Genomic DNA, 21,984 nt, shown 5'->3' with positions numbered 1-21,984 from the left:
TAGGGAGGTAACTAGGGATTAGGTAAATGCGACTGCGACAGCAGCCATTGTAGCATGTCAGCTTCACTGACTCGAATGGCATTATCGGCAATGTGGGTAAAATCAGCTTGATTCAAATAAGATTGAACATAGGCTTTATCATCACTGTCTATATGATGATATTGTAAATCAATCAGATAAAAATATCCTTGCCAAAAAATTAAAGCAAAAGTTTGATGCTGGTTTTCACATTGATGCTGTCTTTCAAATTCATGCTTGTTTTCAAATAAGGTTACTAGCTGTATCGCGTCGCTATCCGTTAACCTATCAACAGCACCCTTTCTTGCCACCTGATAAATCGACTGATTTTCGGCAACGTGAGTTATGTGATTAGTGGGTTTATCATTAGGCTTTATATAGTGAATGGGCGTAGCTTTACCCGCAGGCAAGTTTTGAAATTTATCGACGTTACTGTTATCAGTTTTTGTCATGCAAGCTTGCCGTTGCAGGGTGTTTAACGCCGTCATTTTAGGCTGCAATTGCTCTAGCATATGCTGAGACAACCAAGCTAATATATTGGTCAATGGCTGGATTTTGACTTGTTGTTTACTTGGGTGAATATTGACATTTATCCACTCGGCAGGCAGCTCAAAAGACAACGCATAGCCCATTTGTAGCGAATTGTCGATGCCAATACCCAGCTTGCGACCCACTTTTTGTATGGCTTGACTAATCGCCAAATCACTGACCAAACGATGATTGATATAAATCAGTTTTGGCAGATTATTCTTATGGGCGATAAAAAACCAGCCGGTAACTTGGGCACTTAAATCCTCTGTCTGTGCTTGTAAACCTTGCAGCGATAAATAAAATGGCTGTGCAATGTTAGCCAATGGCAAATTTAACGCTTGTTCAAGCCGCGCCAAATTAAACGCGGGCAAAAAAGGCAATGCAGCACCCTCTAAATTTTGGTGAGCGGCTTTGGCTGACTGCGTTAAGCTAAAACGCAATTTTTCTTGATGATATAATTCAATCTGCACATCGGCAAAACTAATCGCTAATCGCTGCACGACTTGTTCAATATGGGCAAATTCTGTGGCGATACTTTTTAGGTGCGAGCGTCTGCCTGGCACATTGAAGTACAAATCGCGAACGCTGACACACGTGCCGCGATGTTTTACGATAGGACGAATAGTAGCTTGGCTTACCTCGCTACCGCTCACGCTCAGCTGTTGCCCTATCCCGCTGTCATTGTGACTACTGGTTAATGTCAGATGCGATATCGCTGCAATGCTCGCTAGTGCCTCGCCGCGAAAGCCTAAACTATGAATACCAACCAACTCGCTGACATTAGCAAGTTTACTGGTAGCATGGCGAGTGACTGCAAGCGTCATGTCATCAGGATGAATCCCCATGCCGTTGTCACTAATTTGAATCAACCCAAGCCCGCCTTGTTCGATATCGATGCGAATATGAGTAGCGTTGGCATCGATAGCATTTTCAATCAGTTCTTTGACCACAGAAGCAGGACGCGTGACTACCTCGCCAGCGGCGATTTGGTTGATAAGCAGTGGGGATAATTTATGAATACGGTTGTCAGGCAAAACTTATCGTCACTTCTCGTTGTTCGTCATCCAGGCGTTTGATATCAAGGGTGGCATTGGGCGGCGTCAAATAGCCTGCTGCACGACTCGCCCATTCAATAATCACCAAACTATTTGGCTCATCTTGATATTCATAAAAACCGATAAATTCCAATTCTCCAGGATCATTTAGGCGGTATAAATCGGCGTGGTAAACCGGCTTAATTGTACCATCGTCCTGCGTAATACGATAAGGTTCAACCAGGGTAAAAGTCGGACTTTTTACCGCGCCTGTATGACCCATTGCCTGTAGCCAATAGCGGGTAAGCGTGGTCTTGCCCGCACCCAAATCACCCGACAGCCAAACGCTACCGGTCACATTCATTTCGGCAAGCTCTTTAGCTAAGGCTTGGGTGTCGGTTTCGGATTTTAGGAGGATAGTTTTATTCATGTCGATTAATTTCCCAACTTGCCCAATGTTTGTCCTAAATCAAAAATCGTTACAACAACCCCGTCAGATACCAACAGCTTAGTCAACTTGTAACACCACTGTCGGATTGACAAATTTTTCGCCTTTTTTTAATTTGTCATACATGTTTGGGTCATGCCATTCGGCTTTTACTTGCTCGCTAAATTCAAAATCACCCAGCGTCAACGCGCCCATTTGGGCATTATCGACATCGTCTTCAAAGCATTGGGCATAGCCTGTCGCTGTTTCGTGGGCGATGACGGAATACACTTTGACATCGGTTTCGCCATTTTGCATTTGGGTTTGTTTTAAGATTTCTCTTGCCCAAAAAAACACCACGCGGCTAAACTGCTCTGCCGAGGGCGAAACAGGCAAACTAATCCAGCGCGCGCTAAATTTTTTGCAAGCGTCAATATAGTCGGGGTCATCTTTATCCCAAAAACAAATAGCATGATCAAAACTATCAATGATGTCTTTAATCGATGATTTTAACAGCCCAAAATCGTACACCATTTGACCGTGATCGAGGCGGTGCGCTTCTAAAATCAGCTCGATTTGGTAACTATGCCCATGAATCGAGTACTTGCAGCGATCGGAGCTACAATTGCGCACGATATGGGCATTTTCAAATTTAAACAGCTTTCTAATTCTCATAATGGGATTCGCATTTTTTTAGCAGTAATAAAGGTTTGAATGCTGACTATTATAAAGCTATTGGGCAAGTTAAGCGAATTTTCGTCATGTGCCCAAATTTGCCTACCTAAATTTACCCATAACATGAACAAAAAATCTCGTCACATTTAAGACAGTAACTCACGTCTTAAATCGCTAACTGTGCTAATATAAAAACTTGGGGATAGACAGTTATTGTTAAAAAATGAGTTTTTTTAGCTGACTCTTTTTTATATAAAGTGTTGTTGATACAAAACTTTGTTGGCATAAAGATAAGCAAAGATAAGCGCGGTGGAGATAAAAAATGATGATTAGAGTATTGGTCGTTGACGATCATGATTTAGTCCGAATGGGTATCGTACGGATGCTGTCAGATAGCCCTGACATTGATGTGATTGGTGAAGCTGCCGATGGTGAAACCGCGATTATCAAAACCAAACAATTAAAACCCGATGTGGTGTTACTTGATGTCAATATGCCTACCATTGGCGGGTTAGAAGTCACCAAGCGCTTGCTGCAAACCGATAAAAACACCAAAATTTTGGCTGTCAGCTCTTTGGTTCAGCAGCCCTATCCATCCATGCTCATCAAAGCAGGGGTGAGTGGCTATATCACCAAAGGGACACCGCTTGATGAGATGATTAAAGGCATCAAAAAAGTCCACCAAGGCGGGCGTTATTTTAGCGCCGATGTTGCCGAGCAGCTTGCTGATATTTTATTCACTGACAATTCAGAGTCGCCATTTGATGCGCTAAGTGAGCGAGAAATGCAGGTAGCGATGATGGTGGTCAATTGTAAAAGTCCACAGCAAATCGCCGATCAGTTGTTTGTGAGTGTCAAAACAGTCAATACCTACCGCTATCGTATTTTTGAAAAGCTTAATATCGACAGTGATGTCAAACTTACCCATTTGGCTATGCGTCATGGTTTAGTTCAACCCTAAACCATGATTACCAATCCTGCGTTTTCATCGCTATTTGACAAGCCAAGCACCCAAGATAAAACCAAAAGAATCGGTAACGTCTACAATGGTTACCGTATTATTATTGCTATCTTTTTTTCCTTTAGTTTTATGTTGGCACTAAAAAATGCCCAGCATGACTATTGGGTATTGATTAATCTTTTTCCCACTTTTTTCTATTTTTTGTTTAGTATTGCTTTATTTATTTTGTATTATTTTTATCCCAAAAATCCGCTGTTGATGGTCGGGCTAACTGTCGATGCGCTGGTACTCACTACCATGTTGTATTTTAGCGGTGGTAATGATTTACAAGTGATTTTGCTGTTTTTAGTGCAAGTTGCGGCGGCCTTTATGTTGGTGCGCTCCAACCAAGCTATTTTGCTGACTATTTTTGCCATCACGTTGGTTATTTATCAACAGTTTTATCAGACCCTAAAAAACGATGTGAACTACGCGCTGGTTAACAACGTGGCTTCGATGGCGATTAGCTTTATCGGGGTTGCTTATTTAAGTTATACGTTATCCAAACGGCTTAAACAAATTGAGCTGCTCTCTGAGCGCCAAGTCAATGAAGTCAATGCGCTAAATGCCATCAATAATAAAATTGTGCAAATCATTGATCAAGGGGTGGTGGTATTATCCCACGATTTAGAAATTTTTATCGCCAATGATACCGCACTCGAACAACTACATCTGCCCAAGGCCCTTGATAATTTTAATTTACTAGACATTTCCCCCTTATTAGCCGCAAGACTTGCACCCATCATCCAAGAGCCTGAAGAAACTTTAATAGTGCGGCTCGGCGCAGCGACTGCTAGCACACCTTTGGCCGTTGGCATTGAGCCCAATCACCAAAGCTTTAATGACTTGCGACTTCGTATCACCCAATTAAGACAGCAATATGCCATTATTTTTATTGAAGATTTACGCCACGAGTTTAGCCGCGCGCAGCAGTTAAAACTTGCGTCGCTGGGGCAATTATCCGCCAGTATTGCCCATGAGATTCGTAACCCGCTGGCAACCATTAGCCAAGCCAGTCAATTATTAATGGAGGAAGTTAATGAGGCTGACAGTGGCTTATCCGATGATAATATCCTGCTATATGAGATGATTTATCACCAAACCATTCGGGTCAATAAAATCATCGAAGATGTGCTTAAATTATCTCGTCAGCAGCGCCCTAATTTTGTTTATATTGAACCCAAAACTTGGCTAAACGATTTTATACAAGAAAACTTTAGCGGCCATGATATTTTTCTGCACTGCCGTACGGATAAAGGCTTTATGTTTGATAACCATCAGCTAGCACAGATTTTGGTCAACCTCATCAATAACGGGCTGCGTTTTAGTAGCAAAACCGAGCCCCACGGCTTTGTCACCCTTGAAGTGTATGAGTTTGGCAAATCTATCCATATCGATGTGATAGACACGGGTCACGGCGTTGCCAAAGAAAATATTCAGTATTTATTTAATCCGTTTTTTACCACCGATAGTCAGGGCACGGGTCTGGGGCTTTATTTGTCGCAGGCCTTCTGCCAGGCCAATTATGCCAATCTAGAATATGTTCGAAGTGAGGGGCAAACTTGCTTTCGGATGATTTGTCAAACCAAAACTTTACCGTCCGTCTAAAATATCTTTGTAGCTAAAATTTTTAATTGAATTTTTTGGCTAAAGCATTCATATTACAGTAAGTTTATCGATATTAATTTAGCAAAATTGTCGGGAATTTGAGTGTATATGTGTTCACTTTTTTCCATTTTTTCAGTACAATATAGCGCAAATGATTAAAAAAATACATGTCGTATTTTGATCATCCTCAGGACATTTATCTCTATGGCACAACCTCAATCTTTTGAAAACGCGCCCATCAATTGGATCCCTGCGTTTGTCTTAATTAGCACGCCTTTGGCGGCTTTATTGATTGTACCTTATTACTTGTGGACACATAGCGTCAGTTGGCAAGTTTGGGCAATTTTCGCATTCTTTATGGCTTGGAATGGGTTAAGTATCACTGTCGGTTATCACCGTTTATGGTCACATCGTACTTACCAAGCGCATCCGATTGTCAAATGGTTCTTTCTGATTGGCGGCACCTTAGCTGTTCAGGGCTCGGTATTTGACTGGTGTGCGGGACACCGTTTGCACCACCGCCACGTCGATGATATCTATCAAGACCCCTACTCTGCCAAGCGTGGCTTTTGGTTTTCACATATTGGTTGGATGCTCAAAAACTACCCAAGCGGCAACTATGACTACAAAAATATCCCGGATTTAAAAGCTGATCCTGTGTTAGTGGCGCAAGATAAATATTATGCCCTGTGGATTTTATTGGCCAATATTGGGTTGCCAGCGCTGTTTGGTTGGATGGTGGGTGATGTTGCAGGTACCTTAGTACTTGCAGGGCTACTACGCTTGGTGTTAAGCCATCATTTTACTTTCTTTATCAACTCGCTTTGCCATATGTTTGGTACCCGTCCTTATACTGATACCAACACCGCGCGTGATAATCCGATTCTGGCCATTTTCACTTGGGGCGAAGGCTATCATAACTATCACCACTTTTTCCAATACGACTATCGCAATGGGGTAAAATGGTGGCAATATGATCCTAGCAAATGGATTATTTATGGCTTGTCAAAAATCGGTTTGACTTGGGATTTAAAACGTGTCCCTGACGTTACTATTCAGCATGCGCAAACAGAAATGGCATTCAAACGTGCTGAGAAAAAAGTTGCGACTTTTTCAGGGAATTTAACCAGCGACTTTCAAGTGATAAAAGATCGTTTAAACAGTGAACAACAAGCCTTCAAACAAACGATTGCAGAATGGCAAGCGTTAAAAACGCAAGCCATTGAGATGAAAAAAAATGAGTTTGCCCAGCGTATTCATGAAGTCGATGATAAGCTAAAAGACCAGTTTAGTGGCATTGAGGATAAACTTCGCAATCATGCGCAGCAAATTGAAAATTTGGTTAATCATTTAAAAGGTAAGCATGTTTGATTAAAACATGAAAATGTTTAAAGGTTGACTGTGTCAAAAAAGGTAGGATAAAGTCCTACCTTTATTATTTTTATGGTTTTGTTGGGTACCGATTAGTCTTTTAACGGATAAGAGGGTGAAAATGGGTCTAACAATTCAATCAATCGGCGTTCATAGCACTGCCCGCGCCAAATAAAATGTACTTTTGCGTCGCTAAAGGGTTTATCATCAAACCACAAAAATACCCCTTCCATCATTTTTGGCCAGTCATCCCAGCTAATTTCACCCACGCCCATCATCACTGCTAAAAACGCTGATAACAGCGTATCATGACTAACCGCCAGTAATAAATGCCCGTGTTTTGGCTGATGCTGAAATAAAAGCGCTAATAAATCCAAACCGCCTTTATGTGGCGCTTTAATCCCTGCCATGTCGCCCGCCAAAAAACGATTGATAAAATTGAGCGCACCAATTTGTTTGAATACCTTACTCACTTCTTCATGGTCAACCACCAAACTACCCGGCTCTACCAACAGTGATTGGTGCGACACATTTCTAGAGATGCCAGCCCCTGCTTGCATTAAAATCGCGGTATCAATACAACGTTGTATCGGGCTACTAATGCTATCTACATCCATCGAGTAATCTAAGTTGGCAGCCAACCAACGTCCCCAAGATTCCGCCAACACTCTGCCTTTTGGTGTCAGTGGTAATGCATAACTGGCAAAGCCATTTTTATCTGACATTTCGCGTAATGAATGACGGGTAAATAGTATTAATCGCTCATTTTTCGGCAGTAGCTTGACCGAGTCAATCATACTGGGTGGTAAATGAGCAGGCATGGTGTTGATTGAATTAGACATTTAAATACGCATTCCTTATATCTTTTTATCTTTGCACCATAAATTGATACTACAAACTGATGAGGTCAAAAAATTTAAGCGATTAAATGGGATGTTTCTGTGAAAACGCATCAATCATACCATGACTTCAATGACTTTGTGCCAGTCAAAAACTATCCCCGTACTACTGATTTCATTGGGGTAGGCTCTGGGATTGACAATGACACGTGTATGACCTTGCTGATAATCAAATGCTTCATGGGTATGTCCATGCAGCCAAATATCAGGCGCAAAATCGCTCTTCAACCATTCGCTCAAATCAACGACAAATCCTGCATTACTGGGAAAATTGGCATATTTTGGCGCGATAGATAATGGGCTGATGCTGTGATGTGTCATGACCACAGTGGGCATAGCATCTTTTTCGTTTTGTTTTAAGGCATTTTGCAACCATGCCCTCTGCTGCTCATGAATAGATACAGTATCTTGGGGCGTTAACAGTCGGTTATCATAATAAATCTCGCGATAATCGCGCATAAACTGCTGAGCAATCTCCAACGTATTATCTTGTGGTTGATATTGATAATCCGTCCAAAGCGTTGTACCAATAATTCTGACACCCATAAATTCAAAGCTCGCGCATTGTAAAAAATGCACTTGCGTATCTTGCGTCAATGCCTTTATTTGGGCATCTAACTCAAGAATATTATGACCAAAATACTCATGATTGCCCACAATCACAAAAATTGGTTTCTCAAGTCGCTTTGATTCACCGATGAGCCATTCGATGCCCAAAAGCCCATTGGACGTGTCGCCCGCTACTAAAATAGCATCGGCATTTGTGTAAGGGATTTTACCAATGGGCAAATCCCTTCTTGCATAGCTATCAATATGTAAATCACTTAACACTTGAAAACGTACTGGCATACATAACTCGAAATTGATTATTTTAACGTATCCAAGATATAGTGCAGTTTGGCGGTGGGATCCGCTGCTGCCGTGATTGACCGCCCAATGACCAAATAATCAGACCCATTTGCTATAGCATCTTTGGGCGTGCAAATGCGGGTTTGGTCATTACTGGCGTCTTCTGGTAGTCTAATACCTGGCGTGACTAACAGAAAATCCTTGCCGCAAAGCTGTTTAAGCATATTGGCTTCTTGTGCAGAGCAAACCACCCCATCAAGCCCAGACTGCTGCGTCAATAATGCTAGTCGCTTGACATGATTTTCTACCGAGTCGGTGATGCCCACCTCAGCCAAATCTTGCTGTGACATAGAGGTCAGCACCGTCACCGCAATCACTAAGGTTTGGTAATGTTGCGCCGATAAACGCGCTTTCACCGTTTGCATGGCGGTGCGCCCCGCACTGGCATGTACATTCACCATCCATACCCCCAAATCAGCCGCCGCTAATACTGCCTGTGCGGTGGTGTTGGGGATATCATGAAATTTTAAATCCAAAAACACTTCAAAATCACGCTGATGTAAGGCTGTCACTAAGCTACTACCATATTTGGTAAACAGCTCTTTGCCAACTTTCACCCGGCACAATGTAGGATCCAATTTATCCGTCAAGCTTAGTGCTTGACGGTCATCCATGTTATCCAATGCCACAATAATGGGTGACTTGATAGCTGATTCGATGAGTGATGTTGCTTGCGGTACTGCCACTTGATTCATAACAAACTGACTCGTTTTTTCAATTCGATAGTATGGATTGCTTATCGTACGGGTGGTAAATTAGGGTTGGCTGCGGTAGGTGCAATCGTTGCATTGCTGGTTTGCGCTAAATGCTGTTCATAATTATGCTGTGTTTGCATCAATTTTTCTTGGGTTTGCTTTAACTCTTTAGATAAGCGCTGATTTTCCAGTTTCATCTGTAACACACGAAATAAAATCAACCCCATCAATAGTCCCGCGATGACCCCTAAAACAATGCTAATAATCAGCAGTAACCCCAAACTCATTTGTGGCACTTGGCTAAACAGTAAATTTACTTCGACTTGGTTGTTATTCACCAATACCAGCATCAATGAATAACCAACGACCACGAACAACAAAATCGCTAACAGGTAACGCATAGTTTCCTCCTTGGTTATTTTAATCAATCTACATTTTTGAATGCCACTATTATTACAGATAATTCAAAAAAAAGAGTGGATTTTTTGTCCACTCTTTTTTGATCAATCATATATTAAACCATAGCGTAAGTTCAACAACGTTAAATGACTCAAAAACCGCAACTAACGATGATGATTGACTGCCTCTCGCAATGCTTTGCCAGGTTTAAAATGGGGTATCGCTGTTGCTTTCACGGTAACTTTCTCGCCTGTTTTAGGGTTGCGCGCCACACGTGGCTCACGATGATGCAAACTAAAACTACCAAAACCGCGTACTTCGACACGTCCGTTTTGAGATAAGGTATCGACCATCAAATCAATGATTTGCTTGGTGGCATCCTCAATGGTTTTTTCTGGTATATTCTCACATTCACTTGATAATCTAGTGATCAAGTCAGATTTGTTTAACACTTTTTCCATACTACCCCTAACACGCTAAACGTAACTGTCATAGTCTAAATTACAGAATGATTGTTTTAAAAACTTCGTTACAGTTCAATTTCATCCAGCAATCTATCAACAATTTTAATAATGAAAAATTACATTTCATTACTTTTCTTCGCATATTATAACAAAACCATACTAAATTCGTCGTCTTTTTTTAGATTAAATCTTTTATTTTACTACCAAAAGGCAAAAATAAAAAAAGCGACTAAGTTAGTCGCTTTTTTTATCGCTCACAAAACCGATTATTGGTTTTGTTGTTGCTCTTTGATTAAGTCACCAATGGTTTTTGGTTGGGTATCAGCTGCTGCATTTGAACTTAATGCTTTGATAGCATCACGTTGCTCTGCTTCATCTTTTGCACGAACTGATAGGTTGATACCGCGAGTTTTGCGATCCACGCTGACAATTTTCGCTTCAACTTCATCACCGACATTCAGTACAGTGGTCGCATCATCTACTTTGTCTTGTTGGATTTCTGAAGCACGTAAGTAGCCTTCTACATCATCAGCTAGTTTTACTTTAGCGCCTTTAGCATCAACGTCAGTCACTACCCCTTTCACTACCGCACCACGATCATTTGATACTAGGTATTCGTTGAATGGGTCGCTGTTAAGTTGTTTGATACCTAAGCTGATACGGTTAGCTTCTGCGTCTACAGACAAGATGACCGCTTCAACGGTATCACCTTTATTGTAGTTACGAATCGCTTCTTCACCACTTTCAGTCCAAGAAAGGTCTGATAAGTGAACTAGACCATCAATACCACCTTCTAGACCGATAAAGATACCGAAGTCAGTGATTGATTTGATAGTACCAGATACTTTGTCGCCTTTTTGGTGGTTCTTATCAAACTCTTCCCATGGGTTTGGCATGGTTTGTTTGATACCTAGGCTGATACGACGACGGTCTTCATCGATATCAAGGATTTGAACCATGATCTCGTCACCGATTTGTACCACTTTTGAAGGATGGATGTTTTTGTTGGTATGATCCATTTCAGAAACGTGTACCAAGCCTTCGATACCATCAGCGATTTCAGCAAAACAACCATAGTCAGTCAGGTTAGTGACGCGTGCTTTAACGTTGGTACCTTTTGGATAGTTGTTAAGAACGTCTTGCCATGGGTCAGTGCCTAATTGTTTTAGACCTAAGCTGACACGGTTACGTTCGCGGTCAAATTTTAATACTTTAACTTTTAATTCTTGACCCACTTCAACCACTTCTGATGGGTGCTTGATACGGCGCCATGCCATATCGGTGATGTGTAATAGACCATCGATACCACCTAGGTCTACGAATGCACCGTAATCAGTCAAGTTTTTCACCACGCCGACCACTTCTTGACCTTCTTCAAGGTTAGATAGTAGCGCTTCGCGCTCTGCTGAGTTTTCAGATTCCATCACAGCGCGGCGGCTAACAACGACGTTGTTGCGTTTTTGATCCAGTTTGATGACTTTAAATTCTAGCTCTTTGCCTTCTAAGTGCGCAGTGTCGCGTACTGGGCGAGTGTCCACCAATGAACCTGGTAAGAACGCACGTACTGAACCGATATCAACCGTGAAACCACCTTTAACTTTACCAGAGATAAGACCGGTTACGATCTCATTGTTTTCGTAAAGTTTTTCAAGTACGTTCCAAGTTTCAGCACGTTTTGCTTTTTCACGTGACAATAGGGTTTGACCCATACCATTGTCAACCGCGTCTACAACGACTTGAACTTGGTCGCCAACTGCTACTTCAAGCTCGCCTTGTTCATTCAAAAATTCTGAACGCGCAACGATACCTTCTGATTTTAGACCCGTATCTACGGTAATCCAGTCGCTATCAATCGCAACTACGGTACCTGCGATAACTGCACCGCGTTCTACGTCAAGTACTTGGCTTGCTTCAAACAGTTCAGCAAATGATTCCATCATAAAATTTACCTTTGTATAGCCGTAGCCTGTCCAGCACAGTACGGTTCAAATTAAGATTTTTTATAAACATAAGGCTGGTTTTAGTGCCTATAAAAAATCGATAAAACTTTTAAAAACTGTTAGTTAAAAAATAGTTAGTTAATTGTCAAACCGCGCTCAACACATAGTTGCCAAACTTGGTTAAACACTTGCTCAGCATCGATGGCTGAGCTATCAATCACTATCGCATCATCGGCAGCCTTAGCCGGTGAGGCACTGCGTGTACTATCACGCTCATCACGCGCAATAATTTGTGCCAAAATTTCGTCAAAATCTGCCTGTTTGCCAGCGTTGGTCAACTGACTGACACGGCGCGCGGCTCGTGCCTCAGAGGATGCGATCAAATAAACTTTCAGCGGCGCATCGGGAAAAACCACTGTTCCCATATCACGCCCGTCTGCAATCAAACCCTTTTTTGGGTTGCCTTGCGACGTTGCCATATTTTTTTGTAACTCTAATAGCGCTTGACGCACCTTCGGGAATACCGCGACTTTTGACGCAAAGTTCCCCACTTCTTCGGTGCGAATCACTTCGCTCACATCGTTGGCATTCACGAGCACTGTCACATGCTCAGAATCCGCTTTTGCGGCTGCAAACTCAATTTTCAACGATTGGGTTAAATCAGCTAGTGCAGCTTCATCAATGTTGTCCGTTAACAAACCCGCTTGGTGGGCTGCAAGACCCACAATCCGATACAGCGCTCCTGAATCCAAAATTTGATAATCCAGCAGCTTTGCCAGTCTTGCCGTCAATGTGCCTTTACCTGCACCACTTGAGCCATCAATGGTGATGACGGGCAGGCTTGCGGTTAGATCAAAAGACGGTTGCGTTAAAGTTTGTGACATGCCATTTTTATAAACAAAGCAAAAATAGTCGTATATTTTACGCCTGAAAGCTATTTTATACAAGTAATTTGACACAAGGATTGACTACATTGCGTATTATTTTTGCCAATGAAAAAATGCACAAAAAACGGGCAAAAAATGAGAAATGCACCGATACGCAGAGTAATGATTAACCATTGTGCGATAGAAGAAAAAAAGCTATCGACTTAAAGGATTAAGCATAAGCTCACCTTTAACAATCGCTGGCTTTTAACGATCACCGACTAAAACTGCCAGAGCTTTCAGAATTTCCAAAATTTATAGCGTAAAGGTGGGTTTATCTGAGTTGATATGACCCGCTAACAGGCGGTCGACTTCATTTTTGATGCGTAAACCTGCTTCATCTTTGCCAAGCTGTAACGCATAGCCTGCGGGGCGCTGTGCTTGTGCGCGGTGGTTGACCCACACCACTTTACCATGTAGCGGCATTCTCTCACTCGAATTTGGCAAAGTAATTGCCACAAAGGTTTGACTGCCTAGTTGTTGCTGTTGGTTTGTAGGAATAAATAACGCACCGTTTTCAATAAAAGGCAGATAGCTAGCATACAATTTTTCGATCGTATCATAGTTAATGGTGGTGATACCGCCACGAGATGGCATTGCCATAATCACTGTTCCTTTTACTAACGCATGGGGTTACCAACGTATGGTGAATGATAAATAATATAGATAATTGGGTAATATAGATAATTGAGTAAATTAGCAATCAAGCATGGTGCTAAAAATTTTATCATAGCATAACTTATCTTGGATATGTTGCTGTCTATCTTGCCAGATTTGATCGATGACCTGTTGTAATTGGCTAATTTGCTTTAATGTCGGTGCTGGCTGTAGCTTGCCAAAATCCAAATCATTGGATGACGCTGAGATACCGACGGCAAATTGCCCCAATGGCACTAACAAGGCTTGCGACAAGTATAAAAAGTCCGTTAATGTCAGCGTTTTTTGCCAATAGTTGCTGGCTTGTACAGGCGTACGTTGTCCGCTACGAACTGCTTGAAAGCTGTTTATCCAAGTCTGGCGGTGTTGATACCATTCGCTGTGTAACATTTGCAGTGCCAAAAAAGGCGCATAACCAGACCATCCATTGACTTGTTGTAAAGTCACGGCATCGGTATTGGGCATTAATTGCTGCATCACTTGCATTGATTGAGCGGGGGTCACATGGCTCACTGAAAATGCCTGTAGCCGCGAGCGAATCGTTGGCAGTAGCTGCGAAGGACTATCGCTAATTAACAGTATCAACACATTTTCGGCAGGCTCTTCTAATGTCTTAAGGAGCGCGTTACTGGCGGCTAGAGTCATCGCATCCGCTTGGTGAATAACCACGATTCTTAATCCGCCACTAGACTGCGTGACAAAAGGCTGCAATTCCCGAATTTCGTCAATCTTGATGCTATAACCTGATTGATGGGTTGGAGCTTGCGCCACTAGGGCGTTGTTTGCTTTAGGTTTAGGCGACGCGTCACGCGCCACGGTGGGTGTGGGAATTTGATAAAGATCGGGGTGGGTATTGGCGATCAGCCATTGGCAACTTTGGCATTGCCCACAGGCAGTTGTGACACCTTGTTCATTGTCCCGTTGATTCTCACACAAAGCCCATGCGACAAACCGATAAACAAAGGCGCGTTTCCCCGTCCCTGCATTGCCTGCAAACAACATTGCGTGCGGCAAGGCGTCTAAATGGGTGGTCAAATACTGCCAAGTTGGCTGTTGCCACGGCAATAAATCCATAAACAGCCACTGCTGTATCACCTGTTGGCTCACGGGATCTGGATAGTAGTATTGGGTTACTTCATTGGGTGTTGATTCGACATTGGGTTGTTTGGGGCTTTTTGATTGAGAGGTGATAGTCGATGCCATAGAAAAAAATCAGTCAACAGAGTAACCATAGTATAATCGCTGCAGCTAGATAATCAATTAGGATAATCGGTCAGGTTGTTTTCTTGAAGACATGAATGCGGTAACACGTCGGGTTATTTTATCCCTTACTGTCTTTAAAACCTTGGCCCATAAGATTTTTGTTGCAAATAAATGATGGATTTTTTCTGATGAGTCGATTAAATTTTCATCTTAAGATATCTATTTTCGTATTTTTTCTTATATTTTTAATGCACCTTATTTAAAAAAACGATTCAATTTTCTGTTTACTTCGAGGTTAGTTTGACGAATTTATCGCAACCTAATAATCAAGATACGTTACCCAATGCCCAACATCATTATGATGCGGCGGATATGGCAGACCAATTAAAGGTGATGCCAACCTTAGAAGCGCGTTTAACTACTATTTTAAACGAAATCAATGCGCTGCGTGATTTTCCGCAAGTTACCCTATTTAAACAACTGCTAGATACCTTGCGTAACCGCGCAAATGATGCTACGACCGCCAATGAACAGATGGCACTATTCGTTCGACTATTGCGCGGCAATCGTGTGTGGGCAGAAGGGTTTTGTGTGTTTATGCTTACCTTGATTAGTCGTTATCGTCAGGTGTCGCTATACACGGATTTGGGTATCTTGTCAGACGCTGGCTTTACTTCGCAATTTTTTGACTTGGTCGGTGAAAAGCTATTACCCTCTGTACCCGATGACCGCGATTTGATTGGGTTATTTAATGCGTTTTTTGCCACTCCAAAAACCCGCTACTGGGTGCGCTTAATCCATGAGCGCTGGTGGATTGAACTGATACTTATTCTTAAAGTACCCCCAGGCAAAGAAGCATTGGTGCAAGCGCTTGAAGCCAATGTGCTCAAAGCCATTACTATTTTAACTGCGCGTATCAACGGCATCGGGCTCAATGCCGATTTAATAAAGGCGTTTCCCAATCCGATTGACAATCAAGATACTTTCATTGCACTGAACCGCGAAGTCGCTGAATTTGTCAGTCAATACCAGCTCAGCATGCAGCCAGGGGATGAACAAGCGATGCCCCAGCCTGAGGTGGATAGCAGTCAAATTTTAGTGTTGACCGACCAAGCGCGCACTATGATGCAAAACATCCGTCGCCGTATACATCGAACCGGTATTACTGTGCGTACCACCAATATGTTGGTGCGCCTTGAGCAGAGCCTGCAGCGTCTTGAATTGTTGGTGTCACTGCTATCGGACAACGATCATATCAAGAAAAAAACCGTCATAGAGCTCATTAACACGTTGTATGAAGATTCATACCACCGCAGTAGTTTTAGATATTTATTTGGCATCAATACCGCGCTCTTGTCGCGCCGTGTGACTGAGACTGCCAGTAAGGTCGGCGAGCATTATATCAGTACCGATAAAGCGGGCTATCGCCGTATGTATAAAAAAGCAGCATTGGGTGGTCTACTCATCGGCTGTATGGCGACCCTTAAAATCCTAGGGAAATCCTTACCGCTGGCACCGTTTGGCGTGGCTTTTTTAAACAGTATGATTTACGGTCTTGGCTTTGTGGCGATTCATATCATTGGCGGCACAGTGGCGACCAAACAGCCTGCCATGACGGCTGCCGCGATTGCTTCAACCATCTCAGAGGTAAAAGGACGCAAAGCGGCACGATTTACCAAATTGACAGAATTGGTCGTTGATATCATGCGCACCCAGTTTATTGCCATTATGGGTAATATTTCAATTGCAATGCCCATTGCGCTACTGATTTCGTCCCTGTGGTTGTATGGGCTGGGTCGTCCGTTAACATCGGAAGCTAGCGCAGAGCACTTGCTGCATGATCTCAACCCGTTTACCTCGCTTGCTATCTTTCATGCCGCGATTGCTGGGGTGTATCTGTATATTTCAGGATTGATTGCAGGCTATTACGATAATCTTGCGGTACACAACAAAATTGGCGAGCGTATCCGCAACCAGCCTACCCTCAAACAGATGATGACACCTGTAACGTTATTGCGTTTTAGTGATTTTATCGAGCGCAATCTGGGTGCGATTATGAGTAACTTTTTATTCGGCTGCTTTTTAGGTAGTACGGCGACCATCGGTTATATTTTTGGCTTGCCGCTCGATATTCGCCACATTGCCTTTGCATCTGCCAACTTTATTCATGGGATTTTTAACATTTATGCCAACACGGGCGAGTTTCCAGAAATCGGTATTATTTTGGTCAGTCTATTTGGGGTGATGGTCATCGGTATGATTAACTTGATGGTTAGTTTTTCACTCGCGTTAATGACCGCCTTACGCGCGCGTGATGTGAAAGTCTTTGAGTGGAAATTCTTATTTGAATTGGTCGCCTCGCATTTGATGACCCAACCCTCTGACTTTTTTATCCCGCGTAAACAGCCGATGAACTATGCGCTCATCGACAGCGATGGTAATATTATCTATGATGATAAACCGATTGCAAACGATGGTAAAAATAATAAAGGGCATAAAACCACCCTGACATCGCAGCCAGAAGAACATCCGCATGCTACTACGCCCCATATCGACAATATCAGTCATACGGAAAAATTGACTGATGAAGAAATTGCAGAGAAAAAACAGGCAATTAAAGAAAAAGTGGTGCAAAAGGCGGTCAACAATATCACCCCAAATGACACGGCAAGCAAGCTACCCAAATAACCGATTAAATACTGTATGTTAAACACTGCAGACGTTAGAAACACAGAACGACTGTAAAAATACGCACCACTGTAAAAACATGATGCATTTTTTAAGAGATACAAGTTTGGAAGACAGAATTTTGAAAGATACAAGTTTGAAAAATACAATGAACCAACCCCCGACATCAATGAGTCCGACTCAATTGGCGCATCGGTTAAATGAGCTATTAAAAATTAATGAATTCCAAGATTATTGTCCCAATGGTCTGCAAGTGGATGGTGGGCAGCCGATACAGCACATCCTCACCGGTGTCACAGCCTCTGAGGCATTGATTGAACAAGCGATTGCGCACAATGCCCAAGCGATTTTGGTGCATCATGGCTATTTTTGGAAAGGGGAACCTGCGCCTTTAATTGGCATGAAAGGCAAGCGTATTCGTTTGTTGATACAACACGGCATTTCCTTACTGGCTTATCATTTACCGTTAGACGCCCATCCCCAATTGGGCAATAACGCCCAATTAGCGCTAGCGCTAGGCTGGAGTGATTTGTCACCGTTGTACCCTGACGAAAAACACCCTATTGGTAATATCGTGGATTTAGCAGCGCCGTTGTCGATTGCAGCTCTCACCAACAAACTATCGACTACCTTAAGCCGTCCGCCCTTACATCTATCCGGGGGGAATCAAACAATTTCGCGCATCGGTCTGTGTACGGGTGGCGCACAGGATATGATTGAGCAAGCGGCACAAATGGGTTGTCAAGCCTATATCTCCGGTGAAGTATCAGAGCGAACCACTCACATAGCCCGTGAGTTGGGTATTGAGTATTTTGCCTGTGGACATCATGCCACTGAGCGAGGTGGTGTGCTTGCATTGGGGGATTATGTCAAAGAAAATCTTGCTTTGACCGTTGATTTTGTCGATATCGATAATCCCGTGTAAAAACGGGCAGTTTATTGACTAATTATTACCCGTTAGTTGCATTTTAGCGGGTTTTTTACGCTTTTTATCATAAATTTGCCTTTCGTTACGTTCAAAAACATGACGCGTAACTTTAATTTCACTACAATACCCCCATTGTTTCATATAACTAACTGTATTGCCATGCAGTAAATATTGTTATTGTTTATTTATTTTATGCGTGCCATACGTTACCCTACGTTAAATTCTGTCTATAAGTGCTTGGGCTTATTAAACAATTTTTAATTTGCCAGTACTTACAAAAATTTTAACCCTTTTTCGGGTTGTACTTGATTATTATTTATTTCGATAGTTCTCTACGATAGATAGGGAATTATCACCGTCCTAGGTATAAGGGGAGCCAACCTGTTTGGCTCTTTTTTTAGCGTTAAGTTAATAACGACCTATTTTGGATGGAAGCTTTTTTGGCTAGATTTAGGATAGAGTTAGATAGTTAGAAGCCATGTACTTATGTGGCTTGGCTGATTAGTACTAGGTTTAACTGGTGCTTAGTTTAACTATCGATTCGGTTCTTAGTTTCATAAAATGTTTTCATTTGGCATAGTTGTTTTTTATTAATTTAACGTATCTAACGTATGTGCACCGTGGAGTGACACATGCCGCTAAACTCATCATTTGAGTATTGTGATGATTTGGCTTTGACTTATCCTGCGTCGATTTCGACGTCGGTCAAAGCATTTTTAAGCCCTTTAACTTTATACCCGTTTCAACACCCTTTATTACGCTTTAGTAAATACGCGACCCAATTTAAACGCTTGCAATTCTTCCCGATTCAACACAAGCCCTGTTTGGGTGGGGAGATGTCGCCAAAAATTGCCCAGTCTCGTGTGCCAGCGGTGCCTAGCCATGTTCAAGATTTGGCGCAACTGGCTAATCCGTCCGCTCAGCTGATTGATCGCTTTATCAAGCCGTTAAAATGGTTGGGCGTCAGTAAAAAGTTGGCAGCTGTGATGGGGATTGGTTTGCCCTTAGCTTATGTTGCAACCCAGATGGGCGTTACTGACAAAGTCGCTAATACCAATGCTAATACCCTTGCCTTACCTACTAGCATGGTTGCGGTACCGAAAATGGCGACTTTTGATAGTATCCTATCTCAAAAGCAGCTGCGTATTGCCACCGTCAATGGTAATACCACCTATTTTGCTCAAGATGGCTTTGAGCACGGCTTTGGGTATGATGTCATGCGCCATTATGCCAAGCGATTGGATGTTACCATAAGCACACAAGTGTTTGCCACTGATGCCGACGCGATGGCGGCTGTCAAAACAGGCAAAGCCGATATCGCTTTGACCAATGGGTCGGATTACCAAAACGCCACTGCGTTATCATCGCTGAGTCTAAGCTGTGACAAAGATTATTTATCACAGCAGGGTCTCAACGAGCATGTTGCCATACAGCTAAACCCCAATGATGTCAAACTCAACGACGATGTAAAAAACTTCCTGTGTGGCGGTCAATCGCTCACCCGTAATCAACATTTAGCCGCGTTTTATAGTCAAACACCATTGGCAGAGCCGTTTAATCAACAACATTTTGCCGATACCATGACACGCGTGTTGCCCATTTATGAACCATCTTTTAAGCAGACAGCAAACAAATACCGACTTGATTGGGAACTGCTTGTGGCAATGGGCTACCAAGAATCGCATCTGGATGCAGAAGCCACTTCGCCAACGGGTGTGCGGGGTATCATGATGTTGACCAATGCCACTGCCAATGCGATGGGCGTTGATAATCGGACTGACCCGACGCAGAGCATCCAAGGCGGCGCTAAGTATCTCAGTCAGCTGCAACATGAATTTGCCCAAGTGCCAGCATCGGATCGGGTATGGTTTACTCTAGCGGCTTACAATATGGGTCCACAAGCGATTAAAGATATCCAGCAGATTTTGGAAAAGCGCGGTATTGATGGCAACAATTGGGCAGCCGTGTATCAGTATTTGAAAGTTAATAGCCAAAGCAATAGCCGTTACGTGCAGTGCTTAGATTACGTCACCCATATCCGCAGTTATTTGGAAGCGTTAAAATTAGACAACGTCAATCATCGTCAATTAACTTGATGAGTGTGGGTATAAAAATTGTACATTTTCAAAAAAGAATGGTTTAACGCCATTCTTTTTTTTATGCTATCGCTTTGTCGTTTTTAAAAATTACTGAATTTATTGTTAATATTATTAACCTAAGGATAGCACGTGACCCAGCTCCAGAATCAGCCCCACACTCAATCAAGCACTCAGCCTGTTTATGCCACCCAATACCGTATTTATTTGGAAGATACCGATGCAGGCGGGATTGTGTATCACGCCAATCATTTAAAGCTGTTTGAGCGTTGTCGCCGCGATTGGTTACGTGAATTGGGGATGACCAGTTATTTTTATCAAGCGCATTCAGCCGAGACTGTGAGTCAAGACGTTACTCACCATAGCGATAGTGGCAAACCTGATATCCAATTCGTAGTGAGTCAAGCCAACATCCGCTATTTGCGTCCAATTCTGCTTGATAGCGAAGTCACCGTTGTGATTGAAACGGCAGACTGCAAATCTGCGTCATTACAGCTTGAGCAGCGGATTTATGATAGCCACCAGCAGCTGTTAAGCAAAGCTGAGATAAGTATTGTATGCGTGGCTACTAGCAAAGATGAAAATGGGCAAACCCAAGTTCGCCCTACCCGTTTGCCCAAAGCGTTTGTGCAGCTGCTGCAGCTCGCTCGGTAACTTTAGGGTCATTTTACTTTACAAGGGTTATTTTGCTTTACAAGTTTGACAGATAACTTGCTCATCTTCTAGGCGGTATGCCATCATATTGCCGCCCCACACACACCCGGCATCCGTGGCTCTTGCATTTGCCAAATCCACTTTGGCTTTTAGCGCTGCCCAGTGACCAAATAAGATTTTACGTTCGCGCGGCACTTGCCATTCAAACCACGGACGAAACCCCTCTGGCATTTTATCATCCAGACTGGATTTAAAGCTAAACTCCAGCGTGCCGTCCATTTGACACAGGCGCATACGGGTAAAATAATTGCAAATCGCTCTCATACGCGCGTAGCCTGTCAGCATATTTGACCAAGGAACAGCGGTATCGCTATACAGGTGTGGCAGCAGTCTATCGAGTTGCCATAAGCTACTTTGTAGCTGAGTTTGCAATTCTGACGCATGCATGGCTGCTTGGGTAATACTCCAGTTTGGCGGAATGCCTGCATGCACCATCACGGTTTTATCATTGGGATAGACAAGCAGCGGCTGGCGACGAAGCCAATTGAGTAGTTCATCACAATCTGGGGCGTCAAAAATCGCTTGGGTTCTATCCTTTTTCTTAATCTTTATGACACCACGCCATACCGCGATTAAGTTAATATCATGATTGCCCAACACCATTTCGGCAGCACCAGCTTGGCAAAGACGTTTTACCAGACGCAGCGCGCTCAGCGAGTCTTCACCGCGTGCCACGATATCGCCAACAAACCATAATTTATCTTGCTGTTCATCAAACCCAATTTGCTTGAGCAGTGCCTGCAAATCGGCATAACAGCCTTGAATATCGCCAATGACAAATTGATGTCGAAAACCCATAACA

20 protein-coding genes are annotated in these 21,984 nt (G+C 42.8%); 7 read left to right on the top strand and 13 right to left on the bottom strand.

Translation table 11 applies throughout. The features are described 5' to 3' along the window. Positions 1-11 precede the first annotated feature (11 nt). The 3 genes from mutL to RTN07_RS01095 all read right to left on the bottom strand — a co-directional run bounded on the left by mutL (position 12) and on the right by RTN07_RS01095 (position 2,685). A complete protein-coding gene (gene mutL, locus RTN07_RS01105) occupies positions 12-1,583 on the bottom strand; it encodes a DNA mismatch repair endonuclease MutL (RefSeq protein ID WP_312174914.1) in 1,572 nt (523 codons plus the stop codon). After that, the gene (gene tsaE, locus RTN07_RS01100; protein WP_076774430.1) at positions 1,576-2,013 is read right to left on the bottom strand and encodes a tRNA (adenosine(37)-N6)-threonylcarbamoyltransferase complex ATPase subunit type 1 TsaE; all 438 of its coding nucleotides are present in this window, start codon (positions 2,011-2,013) and stop codon (positions 1,576-1,578) included. The genes mutL and tsaE overlap by 8 nt, the downstream gene beginning before the upstream one ends. Positions 2,014-2,091: 78 nt before the next feature. Then, on the bottom strand, positions 2,092-2,685 hold the full coding sequence (locus tag RTN07_RS01095; RefSeq protein ID WP_007116356.1) for a 6-pyruvoyl trahydropterin synthase family protein: 594 nt from the start codon (positions 2,683-2,685) through the stop codon (positions 2,092-2,094). Between the two features lie 325 nt (positions 2,686-3,010). Here RTN07_RS01095 and RTN07_RS01090 point away from each other — a divergent pair, with 325 nt between their 5' ends. From RTN07_RS01090 to RTN07_RS01080, 3 genes are all read left to right on the top strand, one after another. Further along, a complete protein-coding gene (locus RTN07_RS01090) occupies positions 3,011-3,646 on the top strand; it encodes a response regulator (protein ID WP_040403691.1) in 636 nt (211 codons plus the stop codon). 3 nt (positions 3,647-3,649) lie between these two features. Continuing rightward, positions 3,650-5,293 (top strand): sensor histidine kinase, encoded by a 1,644-nt coding sequence (locus tag RTN07_RS01085; RefSeq protein ID WP_312174913.1) that lies wholly within the window; start codon positions 3,650-3,652, stop codon positions 5,291-5,293. Between the two features lie 204 nt (positions 5,294-5,497). Continuing rightward, positions 5,498-6,664: an acyl-CoA desaturase gene (locus RTN07_RS01080; RefSeq protein WP_076774433.1), complete on the top strand. Its 1,167-nt coding sequence runs from the start codon at positions 5,498-5,500 to the stop codon at positions 6,662-6,664. Positions 6,665-6,756: 92 nt separating this feature from the next. Here the strand turns inward: RTN07_RS01080 and RTN07_RS01075 are convergent, their stop codons facing one another. From RTN07_RS01075 to RTN07_RS01035, 9 genes are all read right to left on the bottom strand, one after another. Then, complete coding sequence (locus RTN07_RS01075; protein ID WP_007116361.1) at positions 6,757-7,506, bottom strand: histidine phosphatase family protein; 750 nt, start codon at positions 7,504-7,506, stop codon at positions 6,757-6,759. A 114-nt stretch (positions 7,507-7,620) separates the two neighbouring features. Further along, positions 7,621-8,412, bottom strand: a complete 792-nt coding sequence (locus RTN07_RS01070; RefSeq protein WP_312174909.1) for a metallophosphoesterase — start codon at positions 8,410-8,412, stop codon at positions 7,621-7,623. A 17-nt stretch (positions 8,413-8,429) separates the two neighbouring features. Continuing rightward, on the bottom strand, positions 8,430-9,131 hold the full coding sequence (gene pyrF / locus RTN07_RS01065) for an orotidine-5'-phosphate decarboxylase (RefSeq protein ID WP_040403692.1): 702 nt from the start codon (positions 9,129-9,131) through the stop codon (positions 8,430-8,432). 77 nt (positions 9,132-9,208) lie between these two features. Beyond that, positions 9,209-9,568 (bottom strand): lipopolysaccharide assembly protein LapA domain-containing protein, encoded by a 360-nt coding sequence (locus RTN07_RS01060; protein WP_036603687.1) that lies wholly within the window; start codon positions 9,566-9,568, stop codon positions 9,209-9,211. A 162-nt stretch (positions 9,569-9,730) separates the two neighbouring features. Continuing rightward, positions 9,731-10,027, bottom strand: a complete 297-nt coding sequence (locus RTN07_RS01055; protein WP_036603685.1) for an integration host factor subunit beta — start codon at positions 10,025-10,027, stop codon at positions 9,731-9,733. A 269-nt stretch (positions 10,028-10,296) separates the two neighbouring features. Continuing rightward, entirely contained in the window at positions 10,297-11,967 is a 1,671-nt protein-coding gene (rpsA, locus tag RTN07_RS01050; RefSeq protein WP_186303382.1) for a 30S ribosomal protein S1, read from the bottom strand. Between the two features lie 137 nt (positions 11,968-12,104). After that, positions 12,105-12,854 carry a (d)CMP kinase gene (gene cmk, locus RTN07_RS01045; RefSeq protein WP_312174908.1) on the bottom strand — a complete coding sequence of 250 codons (750 nt, stop codon included), beginning with the start codon at positions 12,852-12,854 and terminating at the stop codon, positions 12,105-12,107. 297 nt (positions 12,855-13,151) lie between these two features. Further along, a complete protein-coding gene (locus tag RTN07_RS01040; protein ID WP_065252396.1) occupies positions 13,152-13,499 on the bottom strand; it encodes a PilZ domain-containing protein in 348 nt (115 codons plus the stop codon). 93 nt (positions 13,500-13,592) lie between these two features. Next, a complete protein-coding gene (locus RTN07_RS01035; RefSeq protein WP_312174906.1) occupies positions 13,593-14,756 on the bottom strand; it encodes a DNA polymerase III subunit in 1,164 nt (387 codons plus the stop codon). A 300-nt stretch (positions 14,757-15,056) separates the two neighbouring features. On the opposite strand from RTN07_RS01035, the gene RTN07_RS01030 reads away from it, so the two are divergent. From RTN07_RS01030 to RTN07_RS01015, 4 genes are all read left to right on the top strand, one after another. Beyond that, a complete protein-coding gene (locus tag RTN07_RS01030; RefSeq protein WP_312174904.1) occupies positions 15,057-17,444 on the top strand; it encodes a site-specific recombinase in 2,388 nt (795 codons plus the stop codon). Between the two features lie 148 nt (positions 17,445-17,592). Beyond that, complete coding sequence (locus tag RTN07_RS01025) at positions 17,593-18,369, top strand: Nif3-like dinuclear metal center hexameric protein (protein ID WP_286172993.1); 777 nt, start codon at positions 17,593-17,595, stop codon at positions 18,367-18,369. Between the two features lie 635 nt (positions 18,370-19,004). Beyond that, on the top strand, positions 19,005-20,468 hold the full coding sequence (locus tag RTN07_RS01020; RefSeq protein WP_312174902.1) for a transglycosylase SLT domain-containing protein: 1,464 nt from the start codon (positions 19,005-19,007) through the stop codon (positions 20,466-20,468). A gap of 132 nt (positions 20,469-20,600) precedes the next feature. Continuing rightward, positions 20,601-21,122: a thioesterase family protein gene (locus RTN07_RS01015; protein WP_007116505.1), complete on the top strand. Its 522-nt coding sequence runs from the start codon at positions 20,601-20,603 to the stop codon at positions 21,120-21,122. 27 nt (positions 21,123-21,149) lie between these two features. Here the strand turns inward: RTN07_RS01015 and RTN07_RS01010 are convergent, their stop codons facing one another. Next, positions 21,150-21,980 carry a symmetrical bis(5'-nucleosyl)-tetraphosphatase gene (locus tag RTN07_RS01010; protein WP_312174898.1) on the bottom strand — a complete coding sequence of 277 codons (831 nt, stop codon included), beginning with the start codon at positions 21,978-21,980 and terminating at the stop codon, positions 21,150-21,152. Positions 21,981-21,984: the final 4 nt, after the last annotated feature.

This window comes from Moraxella sp. CTOTU46934 (assembly GCF_031979465.1).
Lineage (GTDB): Bacteria > Pseudomonadota > Gammaproteobacteria > Pseudomonadales > Moraxellaceae > Faucicola > Faucicola tetraodonis.
This window is presented reverse-complemented; position numbering and strand designations above follow the sequence as displayed.